At 64.9% G+C, this 23917-nt stretch carries 22 protein-coding genes and 1 tRNA gene; 9 read left to right on the top strand and 14 right to left on the bottom strand.

Features of this window, described 5'->3' with window-relative positions:
- Positions 1-87: 87 nt before the first annotated feature.
- Genes ACTTAI_RS04320 through ACTTAI_RS04310 form a run of 3 tightly spaced genes read left to right on the top strand, consistent with a single transcriptional unit; the run spans position 88 to position 3127 of the window.
- Positions 88-1074 (top strand): lysylphosphatidylglycerol synthase transmembrane domain-containing protein, encoded by a 987-nt coding sequence (locus tag ACTTAI_RS04320; protein ID WP_444454582.1) that lies wholly within the window; start codon positions 88-90, stop codon positions 1072-1074.
- Between the two features lie 9 nt (positions 1075-1083).
- Positions 1084-2379, top strand: a complete 1296-nt coding sequence (locus ACTTAI_RS04315; RefSeq protein ID WP_444454581.1) for an FAD-binding oxidoreductase — start codon at positions 1084-1086, stop codon at positions 2377-2379.
- A 16-nt stretch (positions 2380-2395) separates the two neighbouring features.
- Positions 2396-3127 (top strand): SDR family oxidoreductase, encoded by a 732-nt coding sequence (locus ACTTAI_RS04310; RefSeq protein ID WP_444455693.1) that lies wholly within the window; start codon positions 2396-2398, stop codon positions 3125-3127.
- Here the strand turns inward: ACTTAI_RS04310 and ACTTAI_RS04305 are convergent, their stop codons facing one another.
- Positions 3128-3913: a crotonase/enoyl-CoA hydratase family protein gene (locus ACTTAI_RS04305; RefSeq protein WP_444454580.1), complete on the bottom strand. Its 786-nt coding sequence runs from the start codon at positions 3911-3913 to the stop codon at positions 3128-3130.
- Positions 3914-4029: 116 nt separating this feature from the next.
- On the opposite strand from ACTTAI_RS04305, the gene ACTTAI_RS04300 reads away from it, so the two are divergent.
- Complete coding sequence (locus ACTTAI_RS04300; protein ID WP_444454579.1) at positions 4030-5139, top strand: pyridoxal phosphate-dependent aminotransferase; 1110 nt, start codon at positions 4030-4032, stop codon at positions 5137-5139.
- Positions 5140-5222: 83 nt separating this feature from the next.
- Entirely contained in the window at positions 5223-5630 is a 408-nt protein-coding gene (gene copM / locus ACTTAI_RS04295) for a CopM family metallochaperone (protein WP_444454578.1), read from the top strand.
- Positions 5631-5633: 3 nt separating this feature from the next.
- Here the strand turns inward: copM and ACTTAI_RS04290 are convergent, their stop codons facing one another.
- Positions 5634-6833: a pyridoxal-phosphate-dependent aminotransferase family protein gene (locus ACTTAI_RS04290; protein WP_444454577.1), complete on the bottom strand. Its 1200-nt coding sequence runs from the start codon at positions 6831-6833 to the stop codon at positions 5634-5636.
- Positions 6834-6959: 126 nt separating this feature from the next.
- On the opposite strand from ACTTAI_RS04290, the gene ACTTAI_RS04285 reads away from it, so the two are divergent.
- The 3 genes from ACTTAI_RS04285 (at position 6960) to ACTTAI_RS04275 (ending at position 10139) form a co-directional block, all read left to right on the top strand.
- Positions 6960-8738, top strand: coding sequence for an ABC transporter ATP-binding protein (locus tag ACTTAI_RS04285; protein ID WP_444454576.1), 1779 nt, complete (start codon positions 6960-6962; stop codon positions 8736-8738).
- 36 nt (positions 8739-8774) lie between these two features.
- Positions 8775-9518: a CAF17-like 4Fe-4S cluster assembly/insertion protein YgfZ gene (ygfZ, locus tag ACTTAI_RS04280; RefSeq protein WP_444454575.1), complete on the top strand. Its 744-nt coding sequence runs from the start codon at positions 8775-8777 to the stop codon at positions 9516-9518.
- A gap of 300 nt (positions 9519-9818) precedes the next feature.
- A complete protein-coding gene (locus ACTTAI_RS04275; RefSeq protein ID WP_013068809.1) occupies positions 9819-10139 on the top strand; it encodes a DUF6280 family protein in 321 nt (106 codons plus the stop codon).
- Positions 10140-10362: 223 nt separating this feature from the next.
- Here the strand turns inward: ACTTAI_RS04275 and ACTTAI_RS04270 are convergent, their stop codons facing one another.
- From ACTTAI_RS04270 to ACTTAI_RS04260, 3 genes are all read right to left on the bottom strand, one after another.
- On the bottom strand, positions 10363-11919 hold the full coding sequence (locus tag ACTTAI_RS04270; protein WP_444454574.1) for a hypothetical protein: 1557 nt from the start codon (positions 11917-11919) through the stop codon (positions 10363-10365).
- A 128-nt stretch (positions 11920-12047) separates the two neighbouring features.
- Positions 12048-13445, bottom strand: a complete 1398-nt coding sequence (locus tag ACTTAI_RS04265; protein ID WP_444454573.1) for a TolC family outer membrane protein — start codon at positions 13443-13445, stop codon at positions 12048-12050.
- A 104-nt stretch (positions 13446-13549) separates the two neighbouring features.
- On the bottom strand, positions 13550-14200 hold the full coding sequence (locus ACTTAI_RS04260; RefSeq protein WP_444454572.1) for a protein-L-isoaspartate O-methyltransferase family protein: 651 nt from the start codon (positions 14198-14200) through the stop codon (positions 13550-13552).
- Between the two features lie 184 nt (positions 14201-14384).
- Between ACTTAI_RS04260 and ACTTAI_RS04255 the strand changes: the two genes are divergently transcribed.
- Positions 14385-14458: transfer RNA gene (locus ACTTAI_RS04255), tRNA-Cys, on the top strand.
- Positions 14459-15011: 553 nt separating this feature from the next.
- Here the strand turns inward: ACTTAI_RS04255 and ACTTAI_RS04250 are convergent.
- From ACTTAI_RS04250 to modB, 9 genes are all read right to left on the bottom strand, one after another.
- Complete coding sequence (locus tag ACTTAI_RS04250) at positions 15012-15662, bottom strand: pyridoxamine 5'-phosphate oxidase family protein (RefSeq protein WP_444454571.1); 651 nt, start codon at positions 15660-15662, stop codon at positions 15012-15014.
- A gap of 16 nt (positions 15663-15678) precedes the next feature.
- Positions 15679-16200 (bottom strand): gamma-glutamylcyclotransferase family protein, encoded by a 522-nt coding sequence (locus ACTTAI_RS04245; protein WP_444454570.1) that lies wholly within the window; start codon positions 16198-16200, stop codon positions 15679-15681.
- The gene (gene anfO, locus ACTTAI_RS04240) at positions 16200-16877 is read right to left on the bottom strand and encodes a Fe-only nitrogenase accessory protein AnfO (RefSeq protein WP_444454569.1); all 678 of its coding nucleotides are present in this window, start codon (positions 16875-16877) and stop codon (positions 16200-16202) included. The genes ACTTAI_RS04245 and anfO overlap by 1 nt, the downstream gene beginning before the upstream one ends.
- Before the next feature lie 69 nt (positions 16878-16946).
- A complete protein-coding gene (gene anfK / locus ACTTAI_RS04235; protein ID WP_444454568.1) occupies positions 16947-18329 on the bottom strand; it encodes a Fe-only nitrogenase subunit beta in 1383 nt (460 codons plus the stop codon).
- A 13-nt stretch (positions 18330-18342) separates the two neighbouring features.
- Positions 18343-18690: a Fe-only nitrogenase subunit delta gene (gene anfG / locus ACTTAI_RS04230; protein ID WP_444454567.1), complete on the bottom strand. Its 348-nt coding sequence runs from the start codon at positions 18688-18690 to the stop codon at positions 18343-18345.
- A 7-nt stretch (positions 18691-18697) separates the two neighbouring features.
- Positions 18698-20281: a nitrogenase iron-iron protein, alpha chain gene (gene anfD / locus ACTTAI_RS04225; RefSeq protein ID WP_444454566.1), complete on the bottom strand. Its 1584-nt coding sequence runs from the start codon at positions 20279-20281 to the stop codon at positions 18698-18700.
- A 65-nt stretch (positions 20282-20346) separates the two neighbouring features.
- Positions 20347-21174, bottom strand: a complete 828-nt coding sequence (gene nifH, locus ACTTAI_RS04220; RefSeq protein ID WP_444454565.1) for a nitrogenase iron protein — start codon at positions 21172-21174, stop codon at positions 20347-20349.
- Between the two features lie 274 nt (positions 21175-21448).
- Complete coding sequence (locus ACTTAI_RS04215; protein WP_444454564.1) at positions 21449-23065, bottom strand: sigma 54-interacting transcriptional regulator; 1617 nt, start codon at positions 23063-23065, stop codon at positions 21449-21451.
- Positions 23066-23229: 164 nt separating this feature from the next.
- On the bottom strand, positions 23230-23916 hold the full coding sequence (gene modB / locus ACTTAI_RS04210; RefSeq protein ID WP_444454563.1) for a molybdate ABC transporter permease subunit: 687 nt from the start codon (positions 23914-23916) through the stop codon (positions 23230-23232).
- Position 23917: the final 1 nt, after the last annotated feature.

Here is a 23917-nt window from a genome sequence, read left to right as displayed (position 1 = left end):
CGCCCCTTAACCTTTCCCTAATATTGTCCCTTGTTTCGCGACAACGTCATCTTGCTGCCCCAATTAACCATTAGGCCGCGGGGAATGATGAGCCAGACACCCGACCTTTCTGCCCCCCTTGAAACGCGCTCCTGGCGCGAGCGGATCATGGTGCCCGCCCTGATCGGCCTTGCGCTGCTCGGGCTTTGGGGCGTGGGATCGGCCACCGGCTGGGCCGAGATCGGCGCACAGCTGGCGCGGTTGCAGCCTTGGCAGGTGGCGGCGCTTCTGGCGCTGTCGGCCGGGAACTACCTGCTGCGCAGCCTGCGCTGGCACGGGCTGGCGCGGCGGCTCGGCCTGCCGACCGGGCTGGCGCAGAACCTGCGGCATTATCTGGGCGGCTTTGCCATGTCGGTGACACCCGGGCGTCTGGGCGAGCTGGTGCGGATGCGCTGGCTGAAGCGCGAGACCGGCTGGGCGATCGAGCGCACGGCGCCGCTGGCCCTGATGGACCGGGCGGGTGATCTGGCGGTGATGGCGCTCTTGCTGGCGCTGGGTCTGACGCTGGCTTCGGGCGGAATCGCGGGGGCGGTGCCGGTGGTCGTGCTTGCCTTGGCCGCCGCCATCGTCGCGACGCGGCCGCGGTTGCTGTCGGCACTTGTCACCCTGCTTTACCGCGCTCTTGGCCGGTTTCCGCGCCTCTTTGCCCGCGCCCGCGCCGCCGCGCGGCTGCTTTCGCGCTTCAGCCACGGCCCGACGCTCGCGCTGGTGCTGGCGCTCGGGTTCATCGGCTGGCTGGCCGAGGGTTATGCCTTCCACCTGCTTTTAGGCTTCATGGGCGCCGATATTGGCCTGTGGAAGGCCCTCTCGATCTTTGTCTTTTCGACGCTCGCGGGCGGGCTGACCGGCGCGCCCGGCGGGCTTGGCGGCGCCGAGGCGGCGATGGTCGCGCTGCTGTCGCTGGATGGCGTGCCGCTGGAAATCTCGGTTCCGGCGACGGCGGTGATCCGGCTCACCACGCTCTGGTTTGCCATCGCCATCGGTCTGGCGGTCTTTCCGATGGCCGAGCGCGCCTCGGTCCGGGCCGGGGCATAGGGGGCGATCATGTCCTTCAAACACACCGATTATGCGGGCTGGGGACGGGCGCTGCGGGCCTCGGGCGCGGTGGCCCGGCCCGATCGCAGCAGCGCGCTTGCCTCCCTTGATCCCGCCCCTGCCTTCGGCATGCGGAGATCCTATGGCGATGCGGCGCTGAACCACGGTGGCCGCGCCATCGACATGAGCGGGCTTGACCGCTTCCTTGCCTTCGACGCCGAGACCGGCATTCTCGAGCTTGAAGCCGGGGTCCGCATCGGCGAGGTGGCCGAGGCCTTCGCGCCGCGCGGCTTCCTGCCTGCGGTGATGCCGGGCACCGGCTTTGCCACGGTGGGCGGCTGCATCGCGCAGGATGTGCACGGCAAGAACCACCATCACGCGGGCAGTTTCGGCGCGCATGTGGCCGAGATCACGCTCTGGCAGGACGGCACCCTTGTCACCGTGCTGCCGGGCACGCCCCTGTTCCGCGCCACCGTCGGCGGGCTGGGACAGACCGGCGCCATCGTCAGCGCGAAGCTGCGGCTGGCGCCCTGCAAGGGCACGGTGATGCTGGTGACCGAGCGGCGCGCCCGCGACTGGGACCATCACCTGAGCCTTCTCGACAGCTCGACCGCGACCTATACGGTGGGCTGGATCGATGCGACCGCCACCGGGGCCAGCCTTGGCCGCGGCATCGTCGAAGAGGGCGAGGTCGCCCGCGGTCTGGTGAAGAAACGGGCCAAACCGGCGAAAGTGCCGCTGGATGCGCCGCATTTCGCGCTCTCGGCGCCGATCGTGCGGGCCTTCAACGCGGCCTATTACGCCCGTGTGCCCGCGGCCGGGCGCACGGTGGTGCGGCCGATGGCGGATTTCTTCTTTCCGCTCGACAAGATCCTCGACTGGAACCGGCTTTACGGCAAGCGCGGCTTTCATCAGTTCCAATGCGTCGTGCCGCTGGGGGCAGCGGGCGCGCTGCGGGCGATGCTCGACCGCATTGCAACCTCGGGGCTGGCCTCGCCCCTTGCCGTGCTCAAGCGGATGGGGCCGGGGAGGGCCGGGTATCTCTCCTTCCCGATGGAGGGCTACACCCTTGCCGTCGATTTTCCGAACCGGGCCGCGGCGCGTGATCTGATCCGCGCTTTGGAAGCAGACACCGCCGAAGCGGGCGGGCGGCTTTATTTCGCCAAGGATGCGCTGGCCGAGGGCGCGCGTATCCGCGCCATGTATCCCGAATTGCCAGCCTGGCAGCAGGAGGTGGCGAAAGCCGATCCCGCCCGGGCCTATGAGACCGACCTTGTGCGCCGGCTGAACCTGAGGAATGCCTGAGATGCAGAACTGGATCATGCAACATTGGGTTGTTTTGGGCGCCGGATCCGACATGGCCCGCTCCTTCCTGCGCCGCCTTGCGGGCGAGGGCGCAAGCCTGTTTCTGGCCGGTCGCAATGCCGCCGATCTTGAGGTGCTGGCGCAGGATCTGCGTCTGCGGGGCGCGGCTTCGGCCGAGGTCGTGGCGTTCGATGCCCGCGATGCCTCCGGCTATCCGGCGCTCGTGGCCCGGCTGGCCGCTTGCGAGGGCGTGCTGAACGCGGCCTCTTTCGTTGGCTCGATGCCGGATCAGGCGGCGATTGATGCGGACCCCGGTCTGATTGCCGGGGTCATTGCCGACAATTTCACCGGACCTGCAACCTTCCTGAGCCTGCTTGCCCCGGTTCTGGAAGCGCGGGGCACGGGCGTCGTCGTCGGTGTCGGCTCGGTCGCGGGCGACCGGGGGCGCGTTGGCAACTATGTCTACGGCGCGGCGAAGGCGGCTTTTGCGACCTATCTTTCCGGCCTGCGCAACCGGCTTGGGCGGAAGGGCGTGCATGTGATGACGGTGAAACCGGGCCCCGTGGAAACCCGGATGACCGCGGGGATGAAGCTGCCCTTCATGACGACGCCCGAGGCCGTGGCCGAAGATATCCTGCAAGGCATCGCGAAACGCCGCAACGAGATCTACACGGCGAAGATCTGGTTCCTGATCATGCGGGTGATCTGTCACATCCCCGAGCCGATCTTCAAGAAACTCTCGATCTGATCAGCCGAATTTCGGCGCCCGGCCCGCCATGTTGGCGGCGATCACCTCCATCTGATCGGGCCTGCCGATCAGGTCGATCTGCTCGCGGCTTTCAAGCGCCAGCACCTCTGCCGCAGGCGCGGCATAGGCGGCGCTGACCAGCCGTTTCGCCGCCCGAATGGCACTGGGCGAGCGCCCGGCAATCGCACGCGCCAGATCAAGTGCCCGGACCAGCGGATCCTCGGCCAGTTCGGTGACCAGCCCCAACCGCAGCGCCTCTTCCGCGGGGATTTCCTCGGCCGTGTAGGTCATCCGCCGCAGCACATCGGCGCGCAGCAGCTCGGGCAGGGTCACCATGCCTCCCATGTCGGGGACCAGACCCCATTTCATCTCCATCACCGCAAGCCTTGTGCCGCGCGCAGCGATGCGGATATCGGCCCCGGCGGCGAGTTGCAGCCCGGCGCCGAAGGCCACCCCGTGCAACGCCGCAATCACCGGCACCGGCAGCGCCCGCCAAGCCAGCGAAAACTGCTGGAACCGATTGGCGGCCCCGTGACTGCGCGGTGCGATCAGCGCCTCGGGATCGCCAAGCGCCAAGGCCGAGAAATTCGCCACATCGAGGCCAGCACAAAAGGCCCGGCCTTCACCGCGCAGCACCACGGCGCGCAGGCCCGGCTCGGCGGCCAGTTGCTCGGCCACCGCGATCACCTCGTCGATCATCGGGAAATCGACCGCATTCATCTTGTCGGGGCGGTTCAGCGTCACCACTGCCACACCCTCGACCCGTTGCAACGTCACCCGTTCCATCGCATTCCTCCCGTTTGCGCCGGTTTGCAGAATGAAACCACATCCCGCGCGCCCGCGCCTGCATGACGCTGCGAAACAGGCTGGACGCATCGCCGCAAAGCCCCTAGCCATGTCGCATGACCCAAACGCGCCTCACCCCCCTTGTCGCCAGCCTGCCCGCCACCGTGCCCTTCGTCGGCCCCGAAACGCAGGAGCGCGCCCGCAACCGCCCGTTTCGGGCGCGGCTTGGCGCGAATGAAAACGGCTTCGGGCCAAGCCCCCGCGCGATTGCCGCGATGGCGGCGGCGGCGGGCGAGGCCTGGATGTATGGCGACCCCGAAAATCACGATCTGAAGGCGGCGCTGGCCCGCGCGCATAGTTGCGGCCCCGAGAATGTCACCGTGGGCGAGGGGATCGACGGGCTTCTGGGGTGTCTGTGCCGGATGGTTCTGGAACCGGGCGATGCGGTCGTGACCTCGGACGGGGCCTATCCGACCTTCAACTTCCATGTCGCGGGCTTTGGCGGCGTTCTGCACAAGGCGCCCTACCGCAACGACGCCGAAGACCCGGAGGCGCTTCTGGCGCTGGCCCATCAAGTCCGGCCGAAGCTGCTTTATATCGCCAACCCCGACAATCCGATGGCGAGCCACCATCCGGGCACGGTCATCGCCGCGATGCTCGATCATCTGCCCGAGGGCACGCTGATGGTGCTTGACGAAGCCTATGTCGAGCTTGCCCCCGAGGGCACCGCGGCACCGATTGCCGCCGACGATCCCCGGGTGATCCGGATGCGCACCTTTTCCAAGGCGCATGGGCTGGCGGGAGCACGGGTGGGCTATGCGCTGGGGGCCGCGCCGCTGATTGCGGCTTTCGACAAGATCCGCAACCATTTCGGCATCAGCCGGATTTCGCAGGCGGGGGCCTTGGCCGCACTTTCCGACACCACTTGGCAGGTCTATATGCGCCGCCTTGTCGTCGCCTCGCGCGATCGGATCACGGCGATTGCGGCAGAGAACGATCTGACCGCCCTGCCCTCGGCCACGAATTTCGTCGCCGTCGATTGCGGTGCCGACGCGACCTTCGCCCGCGCCGTGCTGGAGGAACTGACCGCAGCCGACATTTTCGTGCGCAAACCGGCGGTGCCGCCAATGGACCGCTGCATCCGCATCTCCTGCGGGCCCGAGCCCGAGATGGTGGCGCTGGCCGCGGCCCTGCCCGGTGCGCTGGCCCGCGCCCGGGCGCGTTGACACTCACGCAAATGCGCGCAGCCTTGAATTGCGCGGGCCGGGATTCTGTCCGACTGTAGGGCATTCCGCTTCAGGAGGCGCCCATGAACAAGCATAGCATTCCCCGTTTTCTTGTCGTCACCGCGCTTGGCCTTGCGCTGGCACTGCCCATCGCCGTCACCGCCCATGCCGAACAGGCGATGGAGGGGCATTCCGGCCATATGATGAGCACCGAAGCCGCCACCGCCGATGCCGCTCCCTCGACCACCGCCTACATCGCCGCCAATGCCAAGATGCATCAGGCGATGGCGATCGACTTTACCGGCGACGCCGATGTGGACTTCGTGCGCGGCATGATCGGCCACCATCAGGGCGCCATCGACATGGCAAAGATCGTGCTGGAAAACGGCTCCGATCCCGAGGTGCGGAAGCTGGCGCAAAACGTGATCTCGGCACAGACGGCAGAGATCGACTGGATGCAGAAATGGCTTGAAACCCACGCGCCGAAGTAAGGCTCAGGCCCCGGCGATGACCGCCGCCGCGGCCTGAATGCCGCCGGTGCCATGCGGAATGGCCAGCGCCTGCAGCCCGGCCTCCATCACCGCGAGCGCCCCAAGGGTCATATGCGCGTTCACATGGCCCATGTGGGCCACGCGCAGGAAATCCCCCGCCTCGGGCGTGCCGGGTGCGGCCATGCCAAGGCCGATGCCGAGCGTGACCCCCGCTTGCGTTTCGCACCAGCTGCGCAGGCGCTCGGCCCCGCCCTGCCCGATCCGCGCCGCCGTCACCGCGCCCGAGCGATGCGCCGCAACGGGCACATTCAGCCGGATATCACCACCCTGCCCCCAAGCCTCGAAAGCGGCCGCCACGGTGCGGGCGAGCGTGCGGTGCCGCGCCCAGACCTGCGGCAGGCCTTCCTCGTCAAGGATCATCTTCAGCGATTCCGACAGGCCGAAGATGTGATGCGTCGGCGCCGTGCCGCCGAATTGCTGCCAGTATTCCTGCGCGAAGATCCGCGCCGTCCAATCCCAATAGGGCGTGACCAGATCGGCGCCCTTGCAGGCCGCGACCGCCTTGTCGGAGATCCAGACGATGCCAAGGCCCGGCGGCACCATCAGCCCCTTCTGGCTCGCGGCCACCATCACATCGACGCCCCAGTCGTCGAAGCGGAACTCATCGCAGCCAAGCGAGGCGATGCAATCGACGGCCAGAAGCGCCGGATGGCCCGCGGCATCGATCGCCGCCCGCACCGCCGCCACATCGTTGAGCACCGAGGACGCCGTGTCGACATGCGTCAGCAGCACGACCTTGATCTTGCGCCCGGTATCGGCACGCAGCGCCGCCTCGACCCGGGCCGGATCGACCGGCGCCTTGATCCCGAAATCGATCGTCTCGACCGTCACCCCCAGCGCGCGGGCATGATGCGCCCAACCGACGCCAAAGCGCCCGGTGATCAGCGAGAGCGCCGTGTCGCCGCGCGAAAACAGGTTCGAGATCGCCGCCTCCCAGGCGCCGTGCCCGTTCGCCAGATAGATCGCCACATGCCCCGAACTCATCGCGACGCGGCGCAGATCGGCCATCACCTGCGCGGTCAGATCGATCAGATCGCCTTCGTAGATGTTCGGCGCCGCACGGTGCATCGCATTCAGCACCCGGTCAGGCATCACCGAGGGGCCGGGAATGGCAAGATAGGAACGTCCCTGGGCAAGGCTCATACGGTCTCTCCGATTGCACCGGACCGGGGTAGCGAAGCGCATCCCCTGGGTCAACGGCCGGGCTTGTAACCGTCACAAAGCCGGGCGCAGCTTGTGACGCCCCGGCTTTCACGCTATCGAACCGCAATGCCGCAGGCAAAGATCGAGGACCGCGTGACCAGTTCTTCCCCCTCCGCCCCCTCCTCGCAGCGCATCTTCGCGCGGGTCTGGCGCGACTATCTGCGCAAGCAATGGCCGCTGATGGCGGTGGCGATGCTGCTTCTGATGGTCGAGGGATCGACGCTCGGCCTGCTCAGCTGGATGATCGAACCGCTGTTCGACCGGGTCTTCGCTCAGGGCCAGAGCGGTGCAGTGATGTGGGTCGGCACTGCAATCCTCGGGCTGTTTGTGGTCCGCGCGATCACCTCGGTCGCGTCAAAGACGCTGCTGACGACGGTGGCGCAGGGGTCTTCGACGGCGATGCAGATCGACATCGTCCGCCATATCCTGCGGCTCGACCAGAGCTTCTTTCAGGCCAACCCGCCGGGCGCGCTGATCGACCGGGTGCAGGGCGACACCCAGGCGGTGCAAGGCGTCTGGACGGTTTTCGTCTCGGGGGCCGGGCGCGATGCGATTTCGCTTGTCTCGCTCTTCGTCGTCGCGCTGGCGATCGACTGGCGCTGGACGCTGGCCGCGCTGATCGGGGCCCCGCTGCTGATTGCCCCCACCGCAATGGCGCAGCGCTACATTCGCCGCAAGACGAAGCAGATGCGCAACGAATCCGGCCAGCGCGCGACACGGCTCGACGAGGTGTTTCACGGCATCGCCGCGGTCAAGCTCTACCAGATGGAGGACTATCAGCTCGGCCGGTTCACCGGGCTGGTGAACCGGATCCGCCGCGCGATGGTGAAGATGAGCTTCTCGCAATCGATCGTGCCCGCGCTGATCGACGTGATGACCGGGCTTGGCTTCTTTGCCGTGCTGCTGATGGCCGCCCCCGAAATCACTTCGGGCGCGCGCACGGTGGGCGAGTTCATGTCCTTCTTCACCGCCATGACCCTGACCTTCCAACCGCTGCGCCGTCTGGGCGGGCTGGCGGGCACCTGGCAATCGGCGCGCGCGAGCCTCGAGCGGCTTTATGAGGTGCTGGATATCGCGCCCGGCGTACGCCCCCCCGCCATCCCCGCCGCACGGCCCGAAACCACCCTGATCCGCTTCGATCAGGTCGGCCTGTCCTATGGCGCGAAACCGGTGCTGCGCGGGCTTTCCTTCACCGCGGAAGCGGGCAAGACCACCGCCCTCGTCGGCCCCTCGGGGGCGGGCAAATCGAGCGTCTTCAACCTGCTCACCCGTCTGGTCGAGGCGCAATCGGGGGCGATCAGCTTGGGCGGCGTGCCGATCACCGCGCTTGATCCCGCGGTGCTGCGCAGCCTTTTCGCGATGGTGACGCAGGATGCCGCGCTGTTCGACGAGACCATCCGCGAAAACATTCTTCTCGGCCGCACCGATGTCTCGCCCGAGGTGCTGGCCCGCGCGATCGAGGTCGCGCATGTGCGCGAGTTCGTCGAGGCGATGCCGCTTGGCCTTGATACCCCCGCCGGGCCGCGTGGCTCGGCGCTGTCGGGCGGGCAGCGCCAGCGCGTCGCCATCGCCCGGGCGGTGCTGCGCGATGCGCCGATCCTGCTTCTGGACGAGGCGACATCGGCGCTCGACACCGCTTCCGAGGCGAAGGTGGCCGAGGCGCTGACCGAGCTGTCGCAGGGCCGCACGACGCTGGTGATCGCGCACCGGCTCTCGACCGTGCGCAATGCCGACAAGATCGTGGTGATCGTCGAGGGCCAGGTCGTCGAGGAAGGCAGCCATGACGATCTGCTCGCCCGTGGTGGCGCCTATGCCAACCTGTGCCGGATGCAGCTTGTGGAATGAGCCCGCCGCCCCATAATGGGGAAAAAGGGGGACGTCATGCGCAAGATTTTCGACATCACCGGCAAGGACCGCGAGCATTTCCTGCAAGGGCTCGTGACGAATGACGTGCGGCGGCTGGCCGAAGGCCCGCTTTACGCCGCCCTGCTGACGCCGCAGGGCAAATATCTGGCGGATTTCTTCCTGATCGCGCGGGGCGAGACGATCCTGCTCGACATCGACGCCACGCTTGCCGAGGCGACCGTGGCGCGGCTGAACATGTATCGGCTGCGCGCCGAGGTGGCGATCACGCCTTCGGCGCTGTCAGTCTTTTGCGGCACCGGTCCCGCGCCCGAGGGGGCGGTGACGGATCCGCGCCATCCGGCGATGGGCTGGCGGCTTTATGGCGCGCAGGCGGGCGACGATGGCAGCGACTGGGACGCGATCCGGGTCGCGCATCTGATCCCGGCGACCGGGATCGAACTGACGCCCGAGACCTATATCCTCGAAGCCGGGTTCGAGCCGCTCCACGGCGTCGATTTCCGCAAAGGCTGCTATGTCGGGCAGGAGGTCACCGCGCGGATGAAGCACAAGACCGAACTGCGCAAGGGGCTGGTACGGCTGGCGATCGAGGGGGCGGCGCCCGTCGGCACGCCGATCACGGCCGAGGGCAAGGGCATCGGCACGCTTTACACGCAATCGGGAGGCCTTGCGCTGGCGCATCTGCGGCTAGAGGCGTTGGGGGGACCGATGCAGGCGGGCGAGGCGCAGTTGCGGGCGACCGAAACGATCACAAGCCCGTGATCGTGACGCTCCGCTTTGCAGGGCGCCCAAAGGACAAGCGTTAATGTGCGCTCGCAGCACAAAAAGGCAGCAACACGCAATGGCCCTTGTTTTGCACGCTGCGGACTTGAACGCAACGGTTTGGTAACCATATATCCGCGGGTGTTGCCGTTAACGGCACCTAAATACGGGGGCTGTTGCGGCAAGCCATGCATCGGCTGCATGTCAGGCATGCCTTTCAGGGCATATCGAATCGGTGGGCAGGGGGCCTAGATGGCCGCCACGCCAGCAAACGCAAGAGCAATAACAAAGGACGGAATAATGCGCGATTTCGTTGACGGCTCCGCATTCAACTATGAGCAAGGTCAGAGGGCGCGCAAGCTGTTTGCCGCAGTCGTTCTGGCCGCTCTGGATGATGCGATTGCCGATGACAAGAAATACGGCAACGGCCCCGAGCAGATCGCCCGGTGGGCACGGTCGCGCGATGGGCGCGAGGTGCTGTCCTGCGCCGGAATCGACCCGAACGAACGCGTGGTCAAGGGCCTGATGGAATTCGTCTCGAAAGGCGTGCGGACTTCGGTGGCGCTGTCGCGCGAAGAAAGCGAACGCCGGATCGCGGCGGAAGAGGCGGAGGCGGCCTGAGGGTCCCACCGCCGCAGCCGAGCAGGATCGGATGCAAAAACGGCGCGCCAAGGGCGCGCCGTTTTCGTTTCATGTGTTTTCGTGTCGCATGCTTGCGCGTCACACGGCAACCGTTCCGCCGACAGGGGGCCTGCAGGCCTGTCTGGCATCCCCGCGTGGCTGCGGCTCAGATCCGCCGCTCAGGCCAGCCGGTTTGCGAGCCGGGCTCAGGCCCGGCCGGACCTTATTCGAAATCCTGCCCCGTCAGGGCGCGCTGGATCTCGCGACGCACGAGCTTGCGCACATTCTGGGTGATCCGCTCGCCCAGGCTGCCCCGCAGCTCTTCCCGCACGAGTTGAGCCACCATGTCACGCAGCACCGCCTCATCGATGAGACCGTCTTCGTAAGATGGCACCAGATCTTCGCTGTAAAGCGTTTCCGGGGCCGCCATGTCGTCACTCAGCTCGTCACGCAGCTCTTCGTAGCTCGAGCGCATCGTGGCGGCAGTCTGCACCGTCTCCTCGGCATCCGAGACCGCAAGACGCCGCGGCGGGGTCCGACGGGCAAGGTTCAGCGTCGCCTCGGCCCAATCCATGCCGACACCGCTGTCTTCGGCCACCGGCTGCGCCCCCTCTTCGGGATCGATCATCTCGGCCTGCGCGGCCGCGGCGAATTCCTGTTGCGCCAGAGCCATGTCCTCTTCCTCGGCCCAGGCTTCCGCGCTGGTGTCGAGGGCTTCGGCCGCATCCTCTGCGGCATCCTCGGCCCACGCCTCGGCACTTGCCGAGGCCGCAACTTCGGCGACGGGGGCGAGCGGAACCTCATCGATCAGCTCGGCCGTGGTTTCTTGCGCAACCGCCACGCTCTCCGGCATCGGCAGATCATCGGTCAGCGGCGCTTCGAGCGCCTCGCGCACCTCGGCCTCAAAGGCTTCGGGCAGCTCGTCTGCAGTCCCGGTCGCGCTCACCTCGAAGGGATGGCCGGTTTCCGGCTCAAACTCGAAACCACTTTCGGCGACTGCGGCTTCAAGCTCGGCAATCGTGCTTTCCAGACGCGAAAGCTCGTCGCCCAGATCGATGGAGGCGCGCGGCGCCTCACTCTCGACTTCGGTCGGCTCCTCGGTCTCGCCCGCTGCGTCGATGGCGTTCGAGGCGTCGTCAAGCACCGCTCCGGTTTCCATCAGCGCAGCCTCGGCTTCGGCCAGCAGAATCTCCGCCTCGGTCATCACGCGCGGCGGGGCCGGGGGCACGAAGGGCAGGATCTCGGCCGGAGCCACCACCACCTCGGAGGGCTGCAGAAGAAGCGGCGCGGTCTCGTCAAAGACATCCGGCGCGAAGGTCGGTTCCGCTTCAGAGAGCAGGAGCGGGCCCGCGTCCTCCGCAGCCTCCGCTTCGTCCGGCAGATCCTCTGTAAAGGCTTCGAAATCATCGGCCGCGGGATCCGCCAGATCCTGCAGCTCGAAGGCCACGATCTCGGCTTCGGCAACGGCCTCGGCCGCTTCGACCAGCTCAGGCGTTTCGAAGGCGACAAACGGCGCGACCTCGGGTTCCGGCATCGGCGGCGCCATCAGCGCGACCTCTTCCTCGGCGTCCTCGATCCGCAAGGCAGGGGTCAGCACGAGACATTCGGCCTCGACCGGTTGCGGCGCAGGCACGGGTGCGGCGACAGGCACAGCGGCGCGCGGCGTGGCCGACATCGCCACCGGCATCGTGCGCACGGCCCCGGCATCGCGCGATACCAGACGACGGATCGATGACAGCACGTCTTCGATTTCGATTTTCGTTTCGGGTTCAGACATCATGCCACCAATCCTGCTATCTCGCCGGTCGAAGATCCGGCTGTTTCGATGAAGCAGACTCCCCCTTCCGCAGGACTTCGTCCGTGGGAAGCCGGGTCACACCCAATCACAGCCATGAGATGCACAAGAACTCAGTTCTTGCCGATCGCGCGCAAGACACGATCAAGGGCCTTGCCCTGATCGCTGAGAGGCGCGTTCTGCACCGCATTGTAGTAGGCTGCGGGGTCATAGGTGGGGATCCCGAGCTTGAGGTTTTCTACCGTCAAGAGTCCCATAGCGGACAAAAGTTGATAATATGCTACCTGCAATGAGGCTTCCGCAGAAATGCGCGACGCTTTTGCATCAAGCAGATCCTGTTCGGAGTTCAACACATCAAGCGTGGTGCGAGCCCCAAGCGTCGCCTCTTCCTTCACGCCTTTGTAGGCAAGATCGGCGGCCTGGATCTGTTCATCATAGGCGCGGATCTGTGCGCGATAGACATCAATCGCGGCAAAGGCATTGGCCACGGCTTGCGCCACCTCCACTCCGGTCTGGCTCAGCCCGGCCCGGGCCTTGTCCCGATTGGCAACGGCCTTGCGATTGGCGGAAGCGATGGAGCCGCCCGAATAGATCGTCTGTCCGATCGAAAGTGTGAGGGTGGACTTGCGTCCGGTATCCTTCGGATCTGCCAACTGGGCCTCTCCGGTCACCGTCGGCAGATGCTGGGCATGGGCGAGCTGCACGCCCAGATCCGACGCGGACACAAGATGTTGGGCCTGCTTGATCGCGGGATGCAACCGCAGCGCCGTCTCATTCGCCTCGGCAGTCGTCTTCGGCAGCTTCGGCGCCTTCGGCAAGCTCGACAAATGCTCGGGATAATGACCGATCACCGCCTTGTAGGCCTCCCGCGCGGCCTTGTACTCGCCCTGCGCTGCCGCCAGCGATGCCCGCGCCCCGGCCAGCGAAGCCTCCGCCTGCGAGACGTCCGTCTTCGTCACCTCGCCCACGTCGAAACGATCTTGCGCGGCTTTCAGCTGTTCGGAAATCACCCGCACCGAGTTTTCGGTGATCGACACCTGTTCGGCCGTGGCCTTGGCATCGGCATAGGCCTTGACCGCCGACAAGAGCACATCCTGTTCGGTCGACAAAAGCGCCGCGCGCGTGGCCAGGACGGTCTCTTTCTGAATATCCACGGTCAGACGATTGCGACCGAAGTCGAACAGCGTCCAGTCAAGGGTCAGCGCCAGCGTCGCCGACAAGTCGCTCCAATGGCCGTCGCAGGTCGTCAGGAAGGTTGACGGCATGTTGCAGCGGCTTTTCGAGAACTCTGCCCCCCAGGTTGCCACCGGACGCAGCGCCGCCACGGCCGTCGCCACATCTTCATCCGCCGCCCGCAGCGTGGCACGGTTCTGCTCCAGCAGATGCGAGACCTTGTAGGCCGAAACCAGCGCATCTGCGAGCGTCTCGGCCGAGGCCGAGATCGTCCCTGCCAACAGGCCGAGGCCGGCGACAGTGGCCAGAAGAAGGGGTTTGAACTGTCTGCGAGTCATGCCTCATGTCCTCTTGCTGAACCACTGCCCGGCGGCTGTCCCGCCGTTCAACGGCGGTGACATTCATTTCCGCCGATATCACCCCATCTCAGCAGAAAAGGCAATCAGAGGACGAATTCTTTTACGCAGGTGAAACCCGGAAGCACCGGCGCCGCCGCGTTGAAGGCATCGCGCCAAGCGACCACGCCATCGATCTTGCGGCCGATTCGCACCGTGCCGAGCTGTCCCTGCATGAAGATCGCCGCGATCCGGCCACCTTCCTTCAGCTGCGCCTCGATCGCCGCGGGCACATGTTCGACGCCACCTTCGATCACGATCACGTCATAGGGGGCCTCGGCGGCCACGCCGACGGCCAGCGCGCCCTCGACCACGGTGACGGTGTCGATGTCATGCACCGAAAGATGTGCCTCGGCCGAAGCCGCCAGCGCGCCTTCCTCAAGCGCGATCACCTCTTTCGCCATCCGCGCCAGAACGGCGGCCGAATAGCCCATGCCCGAGCCGATATCGAGCACCCGGTCACCCGGCTGAACATCCACCGCATCGAGGATCTTGGCGAAGTTGCGCGGTTCGAGCAGCCAGCGCCCCTGCCCCAGATCGACGTTTTCGCCGACATAGGCGGCTTCGCGGCGGGCCTCGGGCACATAGGCCTCGCGCGGAACAAAGAGCATCGCTTCGATGATCGGGAATTTCGTCACGTCATTGGGGCGAACCTGCGTGTCGACCATCATGGTGCGGCGGGCGGCGAAATCCGGCATGGGGGAACTCTTCCGTCTGGGCGTTGCGTTGCGCGGTTTTGCCACAGAAGTCGCAAGGGAGCAACGGTCGGCGGCAGGCTTTGCGCGGTTTTGCATACCATGGTGCACGGAACAAGGTGGATTGTGCCTGCAAGACCCCTTGCACGGGCTCTTCTGATTGGGTAGTTGGAATACACCTCACGGCGGCGGGTTGGCGGAGAGGTTACGCAGCGGATTGCAAATCCGTGAAGACCGGTTCGATTCCGGTACCCGCCTCCAAGCACTTAGCCGATCCGTCGGAAGCGCTCTCAACACGGTTCTCAACATTCCGATTTTGCTTCCGTTCCGTTCTGCGGGGCGGATTCGCGCATGCCGCGCCCCCAAACGCCACCCCTTTGGAGGGGGCGCCACCGTGCGCAGAACAACGGCTCAACCGCAAAACGCCACGTTCTCACAGCGCTGAACCTGGCGAAATGCAAGCGAAACGGGTTCGCGCAGGTTCGGCGAACCAAAGAGCAAACCCCAATTCGCGAGGCTCAGATAGTCTCGAAATTCACGCCGAGGAAGTTGAACGGCGATCGGGATATGAGTGAGACGGTCGCGCTTGCCGCAAATATCGGAATACCCCAAAGCACCCTGCTTGCAAGCGCCTCAAGGACCTGAACGTCTTCACGGAGCGGATGCTGACCGTTGGACAGAACACGGAACGATAGGTCGTCAAACGGGAAACGCGTGGCCAAAGGCTCCAGACAAAGATGTCGAGGGAGCCGCGGCCCCCTCGTTGAGCACGGGTTCGGCGAGCTCGGACGCGCCCCGACAGAATGCGGGCCTGTCAGAGCCGGAAGGCACGGACGAAATCAGGCATCGCAATCCCGGGCCGCAGCTTCGGATCGGGCACCGGGGCCTCGGTCACCATCCGCACAGGCACATGCCCGGCCCAAAGATCCAGCGCCAGATCGGCTTCATCTTCATCGGGAAGACCGGCGGCAACCTTGGCCGAAACCTCGTCCAACTTCATCCGGATCACTTTTGACGCCTTCCATTCCTGCTCGGTCGGCAGGCGGGCATAGTCCCAGAGCCCCGGCGCGAGACGGGCGACAAAGGCTTCCAGCGCGACCTTCTTGTCCTCGCCCTCGACCAGTTCGGTTTTACCGAAGGCCATGACCGAGCGATACAGGATGTTGTGATCGAAAGCCGCGCGCGAGAACGCCACCCCGTCCAGATGCGTGACCGAGAAGCAGACCGGCACACCGCTTTCCTGATTGCGCAACATCCGGCTGGCGGAAGACCCGTGCCAATAGACGTAATCGCCCATCCGCCAATGGCAGGTCGGCGTCACGATCGGCGCGCCGTCCACCACATAGCCGATCTGGCACACCAGCGCGGCATCGATGATCGCATCGATCGTCGGGCGGTCATAGGCGGCGAGCCAGTGAAACCGCTTGACGCGGGTGCGCTCGGAGGGCGCTTGGGTCTCGGTCATCATCTTTCCTTTCGGGTCAGCAGCAGGAGCCGGCAAAGATCGGCAGTTGGATCGCCATCGGCACCGGATAGGCGGGCTCGGTGGCGGGCAGCGCACGCAGCGCGGCGATGTAGTCGGGGTCAAGGCCGTGGCGCTCCGCCCCCTCGGCGATGCGGTCGCGATAGGGGCGGCTTGGCGGTTTTTCCGCCCGTCGTTCGGTCTTGATCAGCGCCACCGCGCCCAAGGATAGGCCATCCTCGGTCACCACGTCGATGGGGGTGTGAAAATACCGCCCGGTGCCGTTCAGCTTCACGCCGCGCGCGGCCTCCAGCATCTCGGCCTCGGACGGCGCAAGGGCGTAAAGCACGCCGGGCACATGGGCATCCGGGTCGGGGATCAGGCTTTCCTCGGCGCCGTCCCAGACGCGCGAATGACCGAAGAAGCCGATCCGCCAGCCCTTGGCCGTGGCCCGGGCCAGGGGCTTCGCCGAGGGGCAAAGGCGCGTGATTTCCTCGGGGTGCAGATCAAGCCCATAGGCAAAGACAAGAACCTGTTTCATCACGCGGGAACCTTTTGAGCCGTGACGGTGAGAAACAGCGCCCCCTCGCGGCGCTCTTCGGTGAAGGTCAGCCCCATGGCGCGGACGGTGCGGGCGAACCAGCGCGGTTGGTGATCCATGCGGATCGAGAGCGGTCGGAACGGCTCGTCCGCAAGGATCGGGCCCAGGACCGAGCGCGAATTGTGCCGCGCGTCCGAAGCAAGAACCGCGGCCAGATCGACGAAGCGGCTGCCGTCGGGGCGGTCCTCGGCGATCACCTCGGGCGGCGGGGAAATCGCAGTGACCTTGCCGCCGCAAGAGCCGCAACCGGCCTCGGGTTTCGTGTCGCAGCAGGCGGCCTCACGCGCCCGTTCCTCCTCGCCCGCGCAGACCGAGGCGAGCATCGCCTCGACCGCGCCGGTCGAGCGCCAGACGCTGAACCCGTATTGTTCCTGCAGCAGCGAATAGACATAGCCGCGCACCTCGGCCGAGATCAGCACGGTGCAGGGGGCAAGCGCGAAGACCATGCGCTCGACGGCAGCACGCACGGCCGGAATGCCGCCCTCGCGTGGAAGGGCAAGCGGCCACTCCTCGATCAGGGTCCAGTCGGTGCCGCGGCCTTCATAAAGGAACAGCCGACCCGGGGCGTTCAGGCTGACCGGCGCGCCGGTGTCGCCAAGGAATAGCGCGATCTGCATGGGAAGCTCCTGACGGGAAGGAAAAGGCCGGGCCACACGGGCGGCCCGGCAGGTTGCGCGGCGATGCCCTCACCACACGTTGAGGATCCATTCCTTGTTCTTCTTCGCCTCCATGTCGGCGAAAAGCGTGTTGGCCATCGTTTCAGCAAGGAACATCGCGCCGCCGTAGCCAAGCACCGGATGGCGATACATCCCCGCCCGGTCGTAGGTCGGGAAGCCCACCCGGACCATCGGCACCTTGTAGTCGATCGAGATGAACCGGCCTTTCGAATGGCCAAGGATCAGATCGAGTTCGAGGCCCTGCTGGATGCGGCTTTCAAGATCCCAGAAATCGGCGTTGGTGACGATTTCCAGATCCGGCGCGTTTTCCTGCAGCGCGAGAACGCGGGGGTCTTTCACATAGCCCGAGTTGTCATCGCCCAGAAGCAGCAGTTTCGGCTTCATTTCGAGGTCAAGGCAGAACTCGGTCAGGCCGATGGCCAGATCGGGGTTGGCATAGATCGCCACCCGCTTGTCGGCCAGAAACATGTGGCCGATGTCGGCGATGGCATCCAGTGCCAGACCACGCTCCTCGACCAGCTTCGCCGGGATCGGCTGGCCGGTCATCTCGGACACCGCTTTCAGGAAGGCATCGGTGTTGCGAATGCCGACCGGGGTCGGGCCGATCACCGAGGGCACCTTGAACTTCTTCTTCAGGTAATCGGCGGCCTTCATCCCCTCATAGCGGTTCAGCGCGATGGTGCCTTTCGCATTCGCGGTGTCGCGCAGATCGTCAATCGTGGTCGAGCCGTGCGAATGGTGTTCCAGATCGGGCATTAAGGGGCTGTCGAAGCTTTCGACCTCGAACAGCACATTGGCCTTGACCTCCATCACCTCGAGAAGGTGCTTCAGCTCCTTCACATCGCCCGGGTTCACCCAGCCGGTGATCAGGTTGATCTTGTCGCTGGGTTCGTCCTTCGTCGCGAATTTCTTCACGAAATCATGCACCGCCTTGTCATAGCCGGTGATCATCGAGCCGACGAAGCTCGGGCAATGCACGGTGAGCAGATGCACTTCGCGGCCGGGGAATTTGGTCGGCAGAAGTTCATCTTCCAGCTTCGAAAGCAGCCCGTCGACGTCGTCGCCGATGATCTCGGTCGAGCAGGTGGTGATGATCGGCACCACCTTCACATCGGGGTAGCGCGTCAGCAGCACCTCGACCGCTGTTTCGACACGGTCGAGTGCGCCGAAGACGGCCCCGTCTTCATGCACCGACGACGAGGCGATCTCGAAGCTTTCCTTCATGTGCTGCGAGATCAGAAGCCGCACGAACATCACGCAGCCCTGGCCGCCGTGAACGATGCCGATGCAGTCCTTGATCCCGATCGAGGCGAATTGCGCCCCGGCGGGCTGGCAGGTGAAGATCGGGTTGATCGTGCCTTCCCGCGCCTTCTGGGTGACCTGGCAAGTCATGGGTCTGATCCTTTCAATAATGCGGGACGGTCAGCTCGGTATTGAGCGAGCCGTGAACGGTGAGATGGTCGATCTTTTCGTGAAGCGCCTTGAACAGGCTCTTGATCTCGGGCTTGGTCATGGCCATCAGCCAGGGGAAGCGGGCCTTGTAGGCGCGCGACAGGATCACCGCATCGACCCAGTAGCAGCGGTCAAGCGGCGTTTCATGCACTGGCTCCTCGCCACAGAGGATCTCGCAGGTCTGCGACAGGATTCCGGCGTTCTGCTTCAGCCGGTCCCAGCCGCGCGAGTTGAACTGCCACAGGCAGTTCTTCATGATGTAATCGACGAGCGGATCGAGTTTTTCGCTGATATCGGTCATGATGTCCTCACTCGGCAGCGGTCTGGGCGGCGTCGCGGAGCGCTTTCTGCTCGGCGGCATAGGCCTGATTGCGGGCGCGGATCTCGGCAATCGAGTCGTATTTGCCGGTGTATTCGTGCAGCACCTCGCTGAACTTCACCGCATCCGAGACGGTCAGATCGGCGTTCATCTTGGCGGTGCGGAAGCCCGAGGTGATCGGCGCATCCGGGGCCGAAATGTCGAGCGCCGCCAGCTGACGCATCGGCGAATAGATCGCGTTGTAGATGTCGCGGGCGAAGCGGACCCAGCCTTCAAAGCCCTTGTAGGGGCCGTTGTGATAGGCATGGGCGTTCAGATAGGGAACGCCGTGTTTCTTGACGAATTCGCCCGGGCGCTTGCCGGTGAAGATGATGTCGGGCTTGAGCATCTCGATGGCTTCGACCGATTCCAGCTCGTTCGGATCGTCGATGGCCAAGGCGCCTTCGCCGCAACGCGAGACACCCTTTTCCATGTCGCCCTGATGGCCGAACTTGGTGTAGACCGAGACGATCTTGACGCCCATCTCCTCCTCAAGCACATGCGCCCAGTGCCACAGCTTCGAGCCGCCCGGCCAGAGGCACACCTTCTTGCCCTTCAGCCGCTCCTTGTACCAGTCAAGCTGCGGTTTCCATTTCGCATATTCCTCGGCGATGATCGCCTCGGCGCGCTCTTCGATGCCGAAGAACAGCGCGACCTTGCGCAGCGAATTGGCCAGCGGTTCGAAGCCGAAGCCGTCGATGTCGAGCCGGGGAATGCCGTAGCGCACCCGCAACTCGTCGCAGATATATTCCGCCGAGCGCGCGCATTCGAGCACGTTCAGATGCGCGCGGTGCATCATCCGCAGGCTGTCGTAGCTGCCGTTGCCGGTGAAGGTCGACAGCACCTGAATGCCCATGCGGTTGAAATAGTCGATCATCACTTCCTGATCGCCCTGAATGTTGTATTCGCCCACGTAGTTGATGACGTGTTCGCCCAGGTATTCAGGCTCGACCGTGCCGACTTTCTGGTTCAGCCAGGCGATGTTGATCTTGTGGTGGCCGCCCGATTGGCTGGGCCCCGCGAAGCCGGGCGAGTTGCAGACGAACACGTCCACATCGCCACGTTCTTCCATCACCTCCTTGGCGATGGCGTCCACGTCATCGCCGATCAGCGCCGTGGTGCAGGTCTGATAGACCGTCATGCGCTTGATGTTCGGGAAGGCGTCAAAGGCCTCGTGCATCGACTTTTTCAGCAGGCCTTCGGCGCCGAAGACGACATGCTTTTCCTTCACGTCGGTGGCGAAGGTGTATTTCAGCTGGAAGTTGTCGTTGTCCGAGATGTAGCGCTTCGTCTGCCAGGTGTCATAGGTGCAGCCGTTCGGGCCGTGGGAAATGTGGATCACGTCCTTCATCGGCGTGCCGATCACGTGTTTCGCGCCGCAATAGGCGCAGCCGCGTTCGGAAATCGTGCCGGGGATCGTGTTCAGGTAGCCTTTCGGCAGGCAGGAGGTCAGATCCTCGCCCGCTGCCTTCATCACCGCGTGCTCGCGCCGCTCGGGGATGCATTTCGAGACTTCAAACTCATGGTAGGGCATCGGCCAAACTCCATGGAAGGGAGGGGGAAAGGGCGCCGGGCGCGGCGCCCTCGGCTGTCCTTGGATCAGTCCATCAGGCCGTATTTGACGACCATGGCTTCCAGCTCATCCATGGCGAGCGGTTTCGGGATCACGAAATCCTCGTTCTCGATGATCTTGCGGCCGAGTTCGCGATATTCCTGCGCCTGATTGGCCTCGGGCTGGAATTCGGTCACGGTCTGCTTGTTGAACTCGGCCTTTTGCACGATGTTGTCGCGCGGCACGAAGTGGATCATCTTCGTGCCGATAGCCTTGGTGAATTCTTCCAGGAATTCCTTTTCGCCATCGACGTTGCGGCTGTTGCAGATGATCCCGCCCAGACGCACGCCCGATTGCCGGGCGTATTTCGCCAGACCCTTGCAGATGTTGTTGGCGGCATAGATCGCCATCATCTCGCCCGAGGCGACGATGTAGACCTCCTCGGCCTTGCCGTCGCGGATCGGCATGGCGAAGCCACCGCAAACCACGTCGCCCAGAACGTCGAAGAACAGGAAATCAAGGTCTTCGCTATAGGCTTCGTTTTCTTCCATCAGGTCGATGGCGGTAATGACGCCGCGACCGGCGCAGCCCACGCCCGGCTCCGGCCCGCCCGATTCCACGCAGCGGATGTCCTTGAAGCCGGTCTTCACGACCTTGTCCACGGTGACGCGCTCGGCGCCCTCGATGCGCAGCGTGTCCATCACCGTCTGCTGCGGCAGCCCGCCGAGGATCAGACGGGTGCTGTCGGCCTTGGGGTCACAGCCGTGGATGAAGACGTTCTTTTCGTGGAAATAAGCAAGGGCTGCGGCGGTGTTCTGGGTGGTCGTCGATTTGCCGATACCACCTTTGCCGTAAATGGCGATCTTGCGGGTCATGGGTCGCTCCTTGGGAAGGGTTGTCTCGCGACGGTGTTTCGCTGCCGTCTGAACCTTATAGAGCAGCCCCCGTGCCAAGGTGATTTTCGGGCGGAAATTTGCCCTCAATTCCATGATATAAAAAGATATTTTATGAATGTATGCGCCCTGCTGCCCGACAGGAATCCCTTACCGTTATGTAACCGATTACCGTTCGGTAAACGGAATTCCGAACGGGCTGCAGCAAAGAAAAAGCCCCGCCGAAGCGGGGCCGGTATTCGGTCATTGGCCGCCATCAGGCCGAAGCGCGATAGCGGTGCGGGTCGATGCCGAGCCGCCCCATTCGCAGGCCCAAGACCCGGCGCGAGACCTGTAGCACCTCCGCCGCCTGACCGATATTGCCCTGCGTCGTCTTCAGCGCCTCGACAATCATTTCGCTTTCCACCAGCCGCACCTTTTCCTCCAGCCCCACGCCCAGCGTCGTGCCGCTTTCGCGCGCCGTCTGCAGCGAGGGCGGCAGGTTCCAGGCGTGGATCACCTCGTCATCCGACAGGATCACCGCCCGCTCGATCACATTCTCAAGCTCGCGCACATTGCCCGGCCAGTGATAGGCCATCAGCATGTTCAGCGCGGGCGTCGAGATCCGCTTGACCGATTTCTCCATCGCGGCGCAGGCCTTGGCGACGAAATGATCGGCCAGAAGGATGATGTCCGAGCCGCGCTCGCGCAAAGGCGGCACGGTGATCGGCACCACGTTCAAACGATAGAACAGATCCTCGCGGAAGCGCCCCTCAGCCACCATTCGCACCAGTTCCCGGTTCGTCGCCGCAATCACCCGCACATCGACCTGCACCGGGGTCGTGCCGCCCACCCGTTCCAGCGTGCGATCCTGCAGCACGCGCAGAAGCTTCGCCTGCACCGAAAGGCTCAGTTCCCCCAACTCATCGAGAAACAGCGTGCCGCCATCGGCCTGCTCGAACAGCCCCTTGCGCAGCGCGACGGCCCCGGTGAACGCGCCCTTTTCATGGCCGAAGAGCAGGCTTTCCGCGAGCGTCTCGGGAATGGCCGCGCAGTTGAACCGCACGAAGGGTTTCGCCGCCCGGTCCGAGGAATAATGAATGGCCGAAGCGACCAGTTCCTTGCCCACCCCGCTTTCACCAAGGATCAGCACCGTCGCCCGCGTCTTCGAGACCTTGCCGATCAGATCATAGACATCGGCCATCATCGCCTTGGAATTGCCGATGATATTGCCGGGCTTGAAGCGCTCGCGCAGAGCATCGCGCAGCTCGCGGTTCTCGCGTTCCAGCTCCAGCTTCTCGACATTGGCGATCAGGTAAAGCTCGACCGTCGGCGCAATCATCAGCGCGATCGCGGCCAGAAATTCGGCGTCCTGCTTCAGGAGCCGCTGATTGAGATAGCTGCGCTCGCCGCCAATGGTGCCCAGAACCTTTTGGCCCAGCATGATCGGCACGCAGACGAAGGCGACCTTGCGCCGGGCCTCGTTCGCATGTGCCCCGGTGCGGTCGAGGAAATCGGGGCTCTCGTGCAGCCGCGGCGCGATGATCACCCGGCCGGTCTCGGCCACCTTGCCGGTGATCCCCTCGCCCATCGCATAGACGCCGCGGCTTTCCTCCTCCGGGGTCAGGCCGAAGCTTTGGTGGATGAAGACCTGTCCGCGGCGGCGATCCATCAGCGAGACAGTGCCCCGCTCCATCCGCATTTCGCTGCGCATGGTCTTGAGGATCATGCCCAGACTCTCGCCCAGATCGGGCGATTGCGAGATCACCGCATTGAGCCGGTAGAGCGTCGGCAACAGGTTCACCCGGCATTCGCCAGTGAAACATTGGCCGAATTCATCCTCGGGGCTGGCCTGCCCGAGTTCGAGCGCCTCGACTTGATCATCGCCGAACATGGTCGACTCCGCTATGTAGTGATTCCATATAACGCTAGGCTGCGCAGCACAAGGGCACCAATCCAAGCGATGCGGCCATATCTGTGCAGCGGCGCGGATCAGAAAGCCGGGCCTGCCCGATATTCAGGCAAGCCTGCGCCCTCCGAAGGCGCTTTGGGAAGGGCTCAGGGAAGCGACACGGCACGGCGGCGCAGCACGATCAGCACCAGCGTCGAAAACAGCCCCAGCGCCGCCGAAAGCACCAGCGCGCGGCGAAATTCGCCCACGGAAACCGCGTTGTAGATCTCGAGCGAGATCGTATTGGTGCGGCCAAGGATATTGCCGCCCAGCATTAGCGTGACCCCGACCTCGCCGAGCGAGCGCGCCGTGGCCATGAGCAGCCCCGCGCCCAGAGCCCCCGCGATATTGGGCAAGATCACCCGGGCGAAGATCGACATTTCGGTGTGGCCCAGCGTGCGGGCCGCCTCGGCCAAGGTCGGCGGAAGCGCCGCGATGGCGGCCTCGACGGGTTTCACGACGAGCGGCAGCCCGACGATAACCGAGGCGAGAAGCACCCCCGCCTCAGAAAAAATAAAGCTAGTTCCGAAACTTGCTTCGATCCAGCCGCCCAAGCCCCGGCGGCCCAGAAGCATCAGAAGGCCGAAGCCCAACACGATCGGCGGAAACACCATCGGCAGTGTCACCACGACATCAAGCGCGGTGCGGCCGGGCCAGTGCCGTTTCGACAGCGCCCAGCCCAGCGCCACCCCCAGCGTCGCATGCACGCAAAGCGTCGCCGCCATGATCCGCAGACTGAGCCCCAGCGGAAAGGCCAGGCCCGGATCGCCCAGCACGGCGGCGACAGCCTCCATG

Source organism: Rhodobacter capsulatus, from assembly GCF_052363175.1.
Taxonomy (GTDB): domain Bacteria; phylum Pseudomonadota; class Alphaproteobacteria; order Rhodobacterales; family Rhodobacteraceae; genus Rhodobacter; species Rhodobacter capsulatus_D.
The sequence above is the reverse complement of the archived record's forward strand: the minus strand, read 5'-3'. Positions and strand labels throughout refer to the sequence as shown.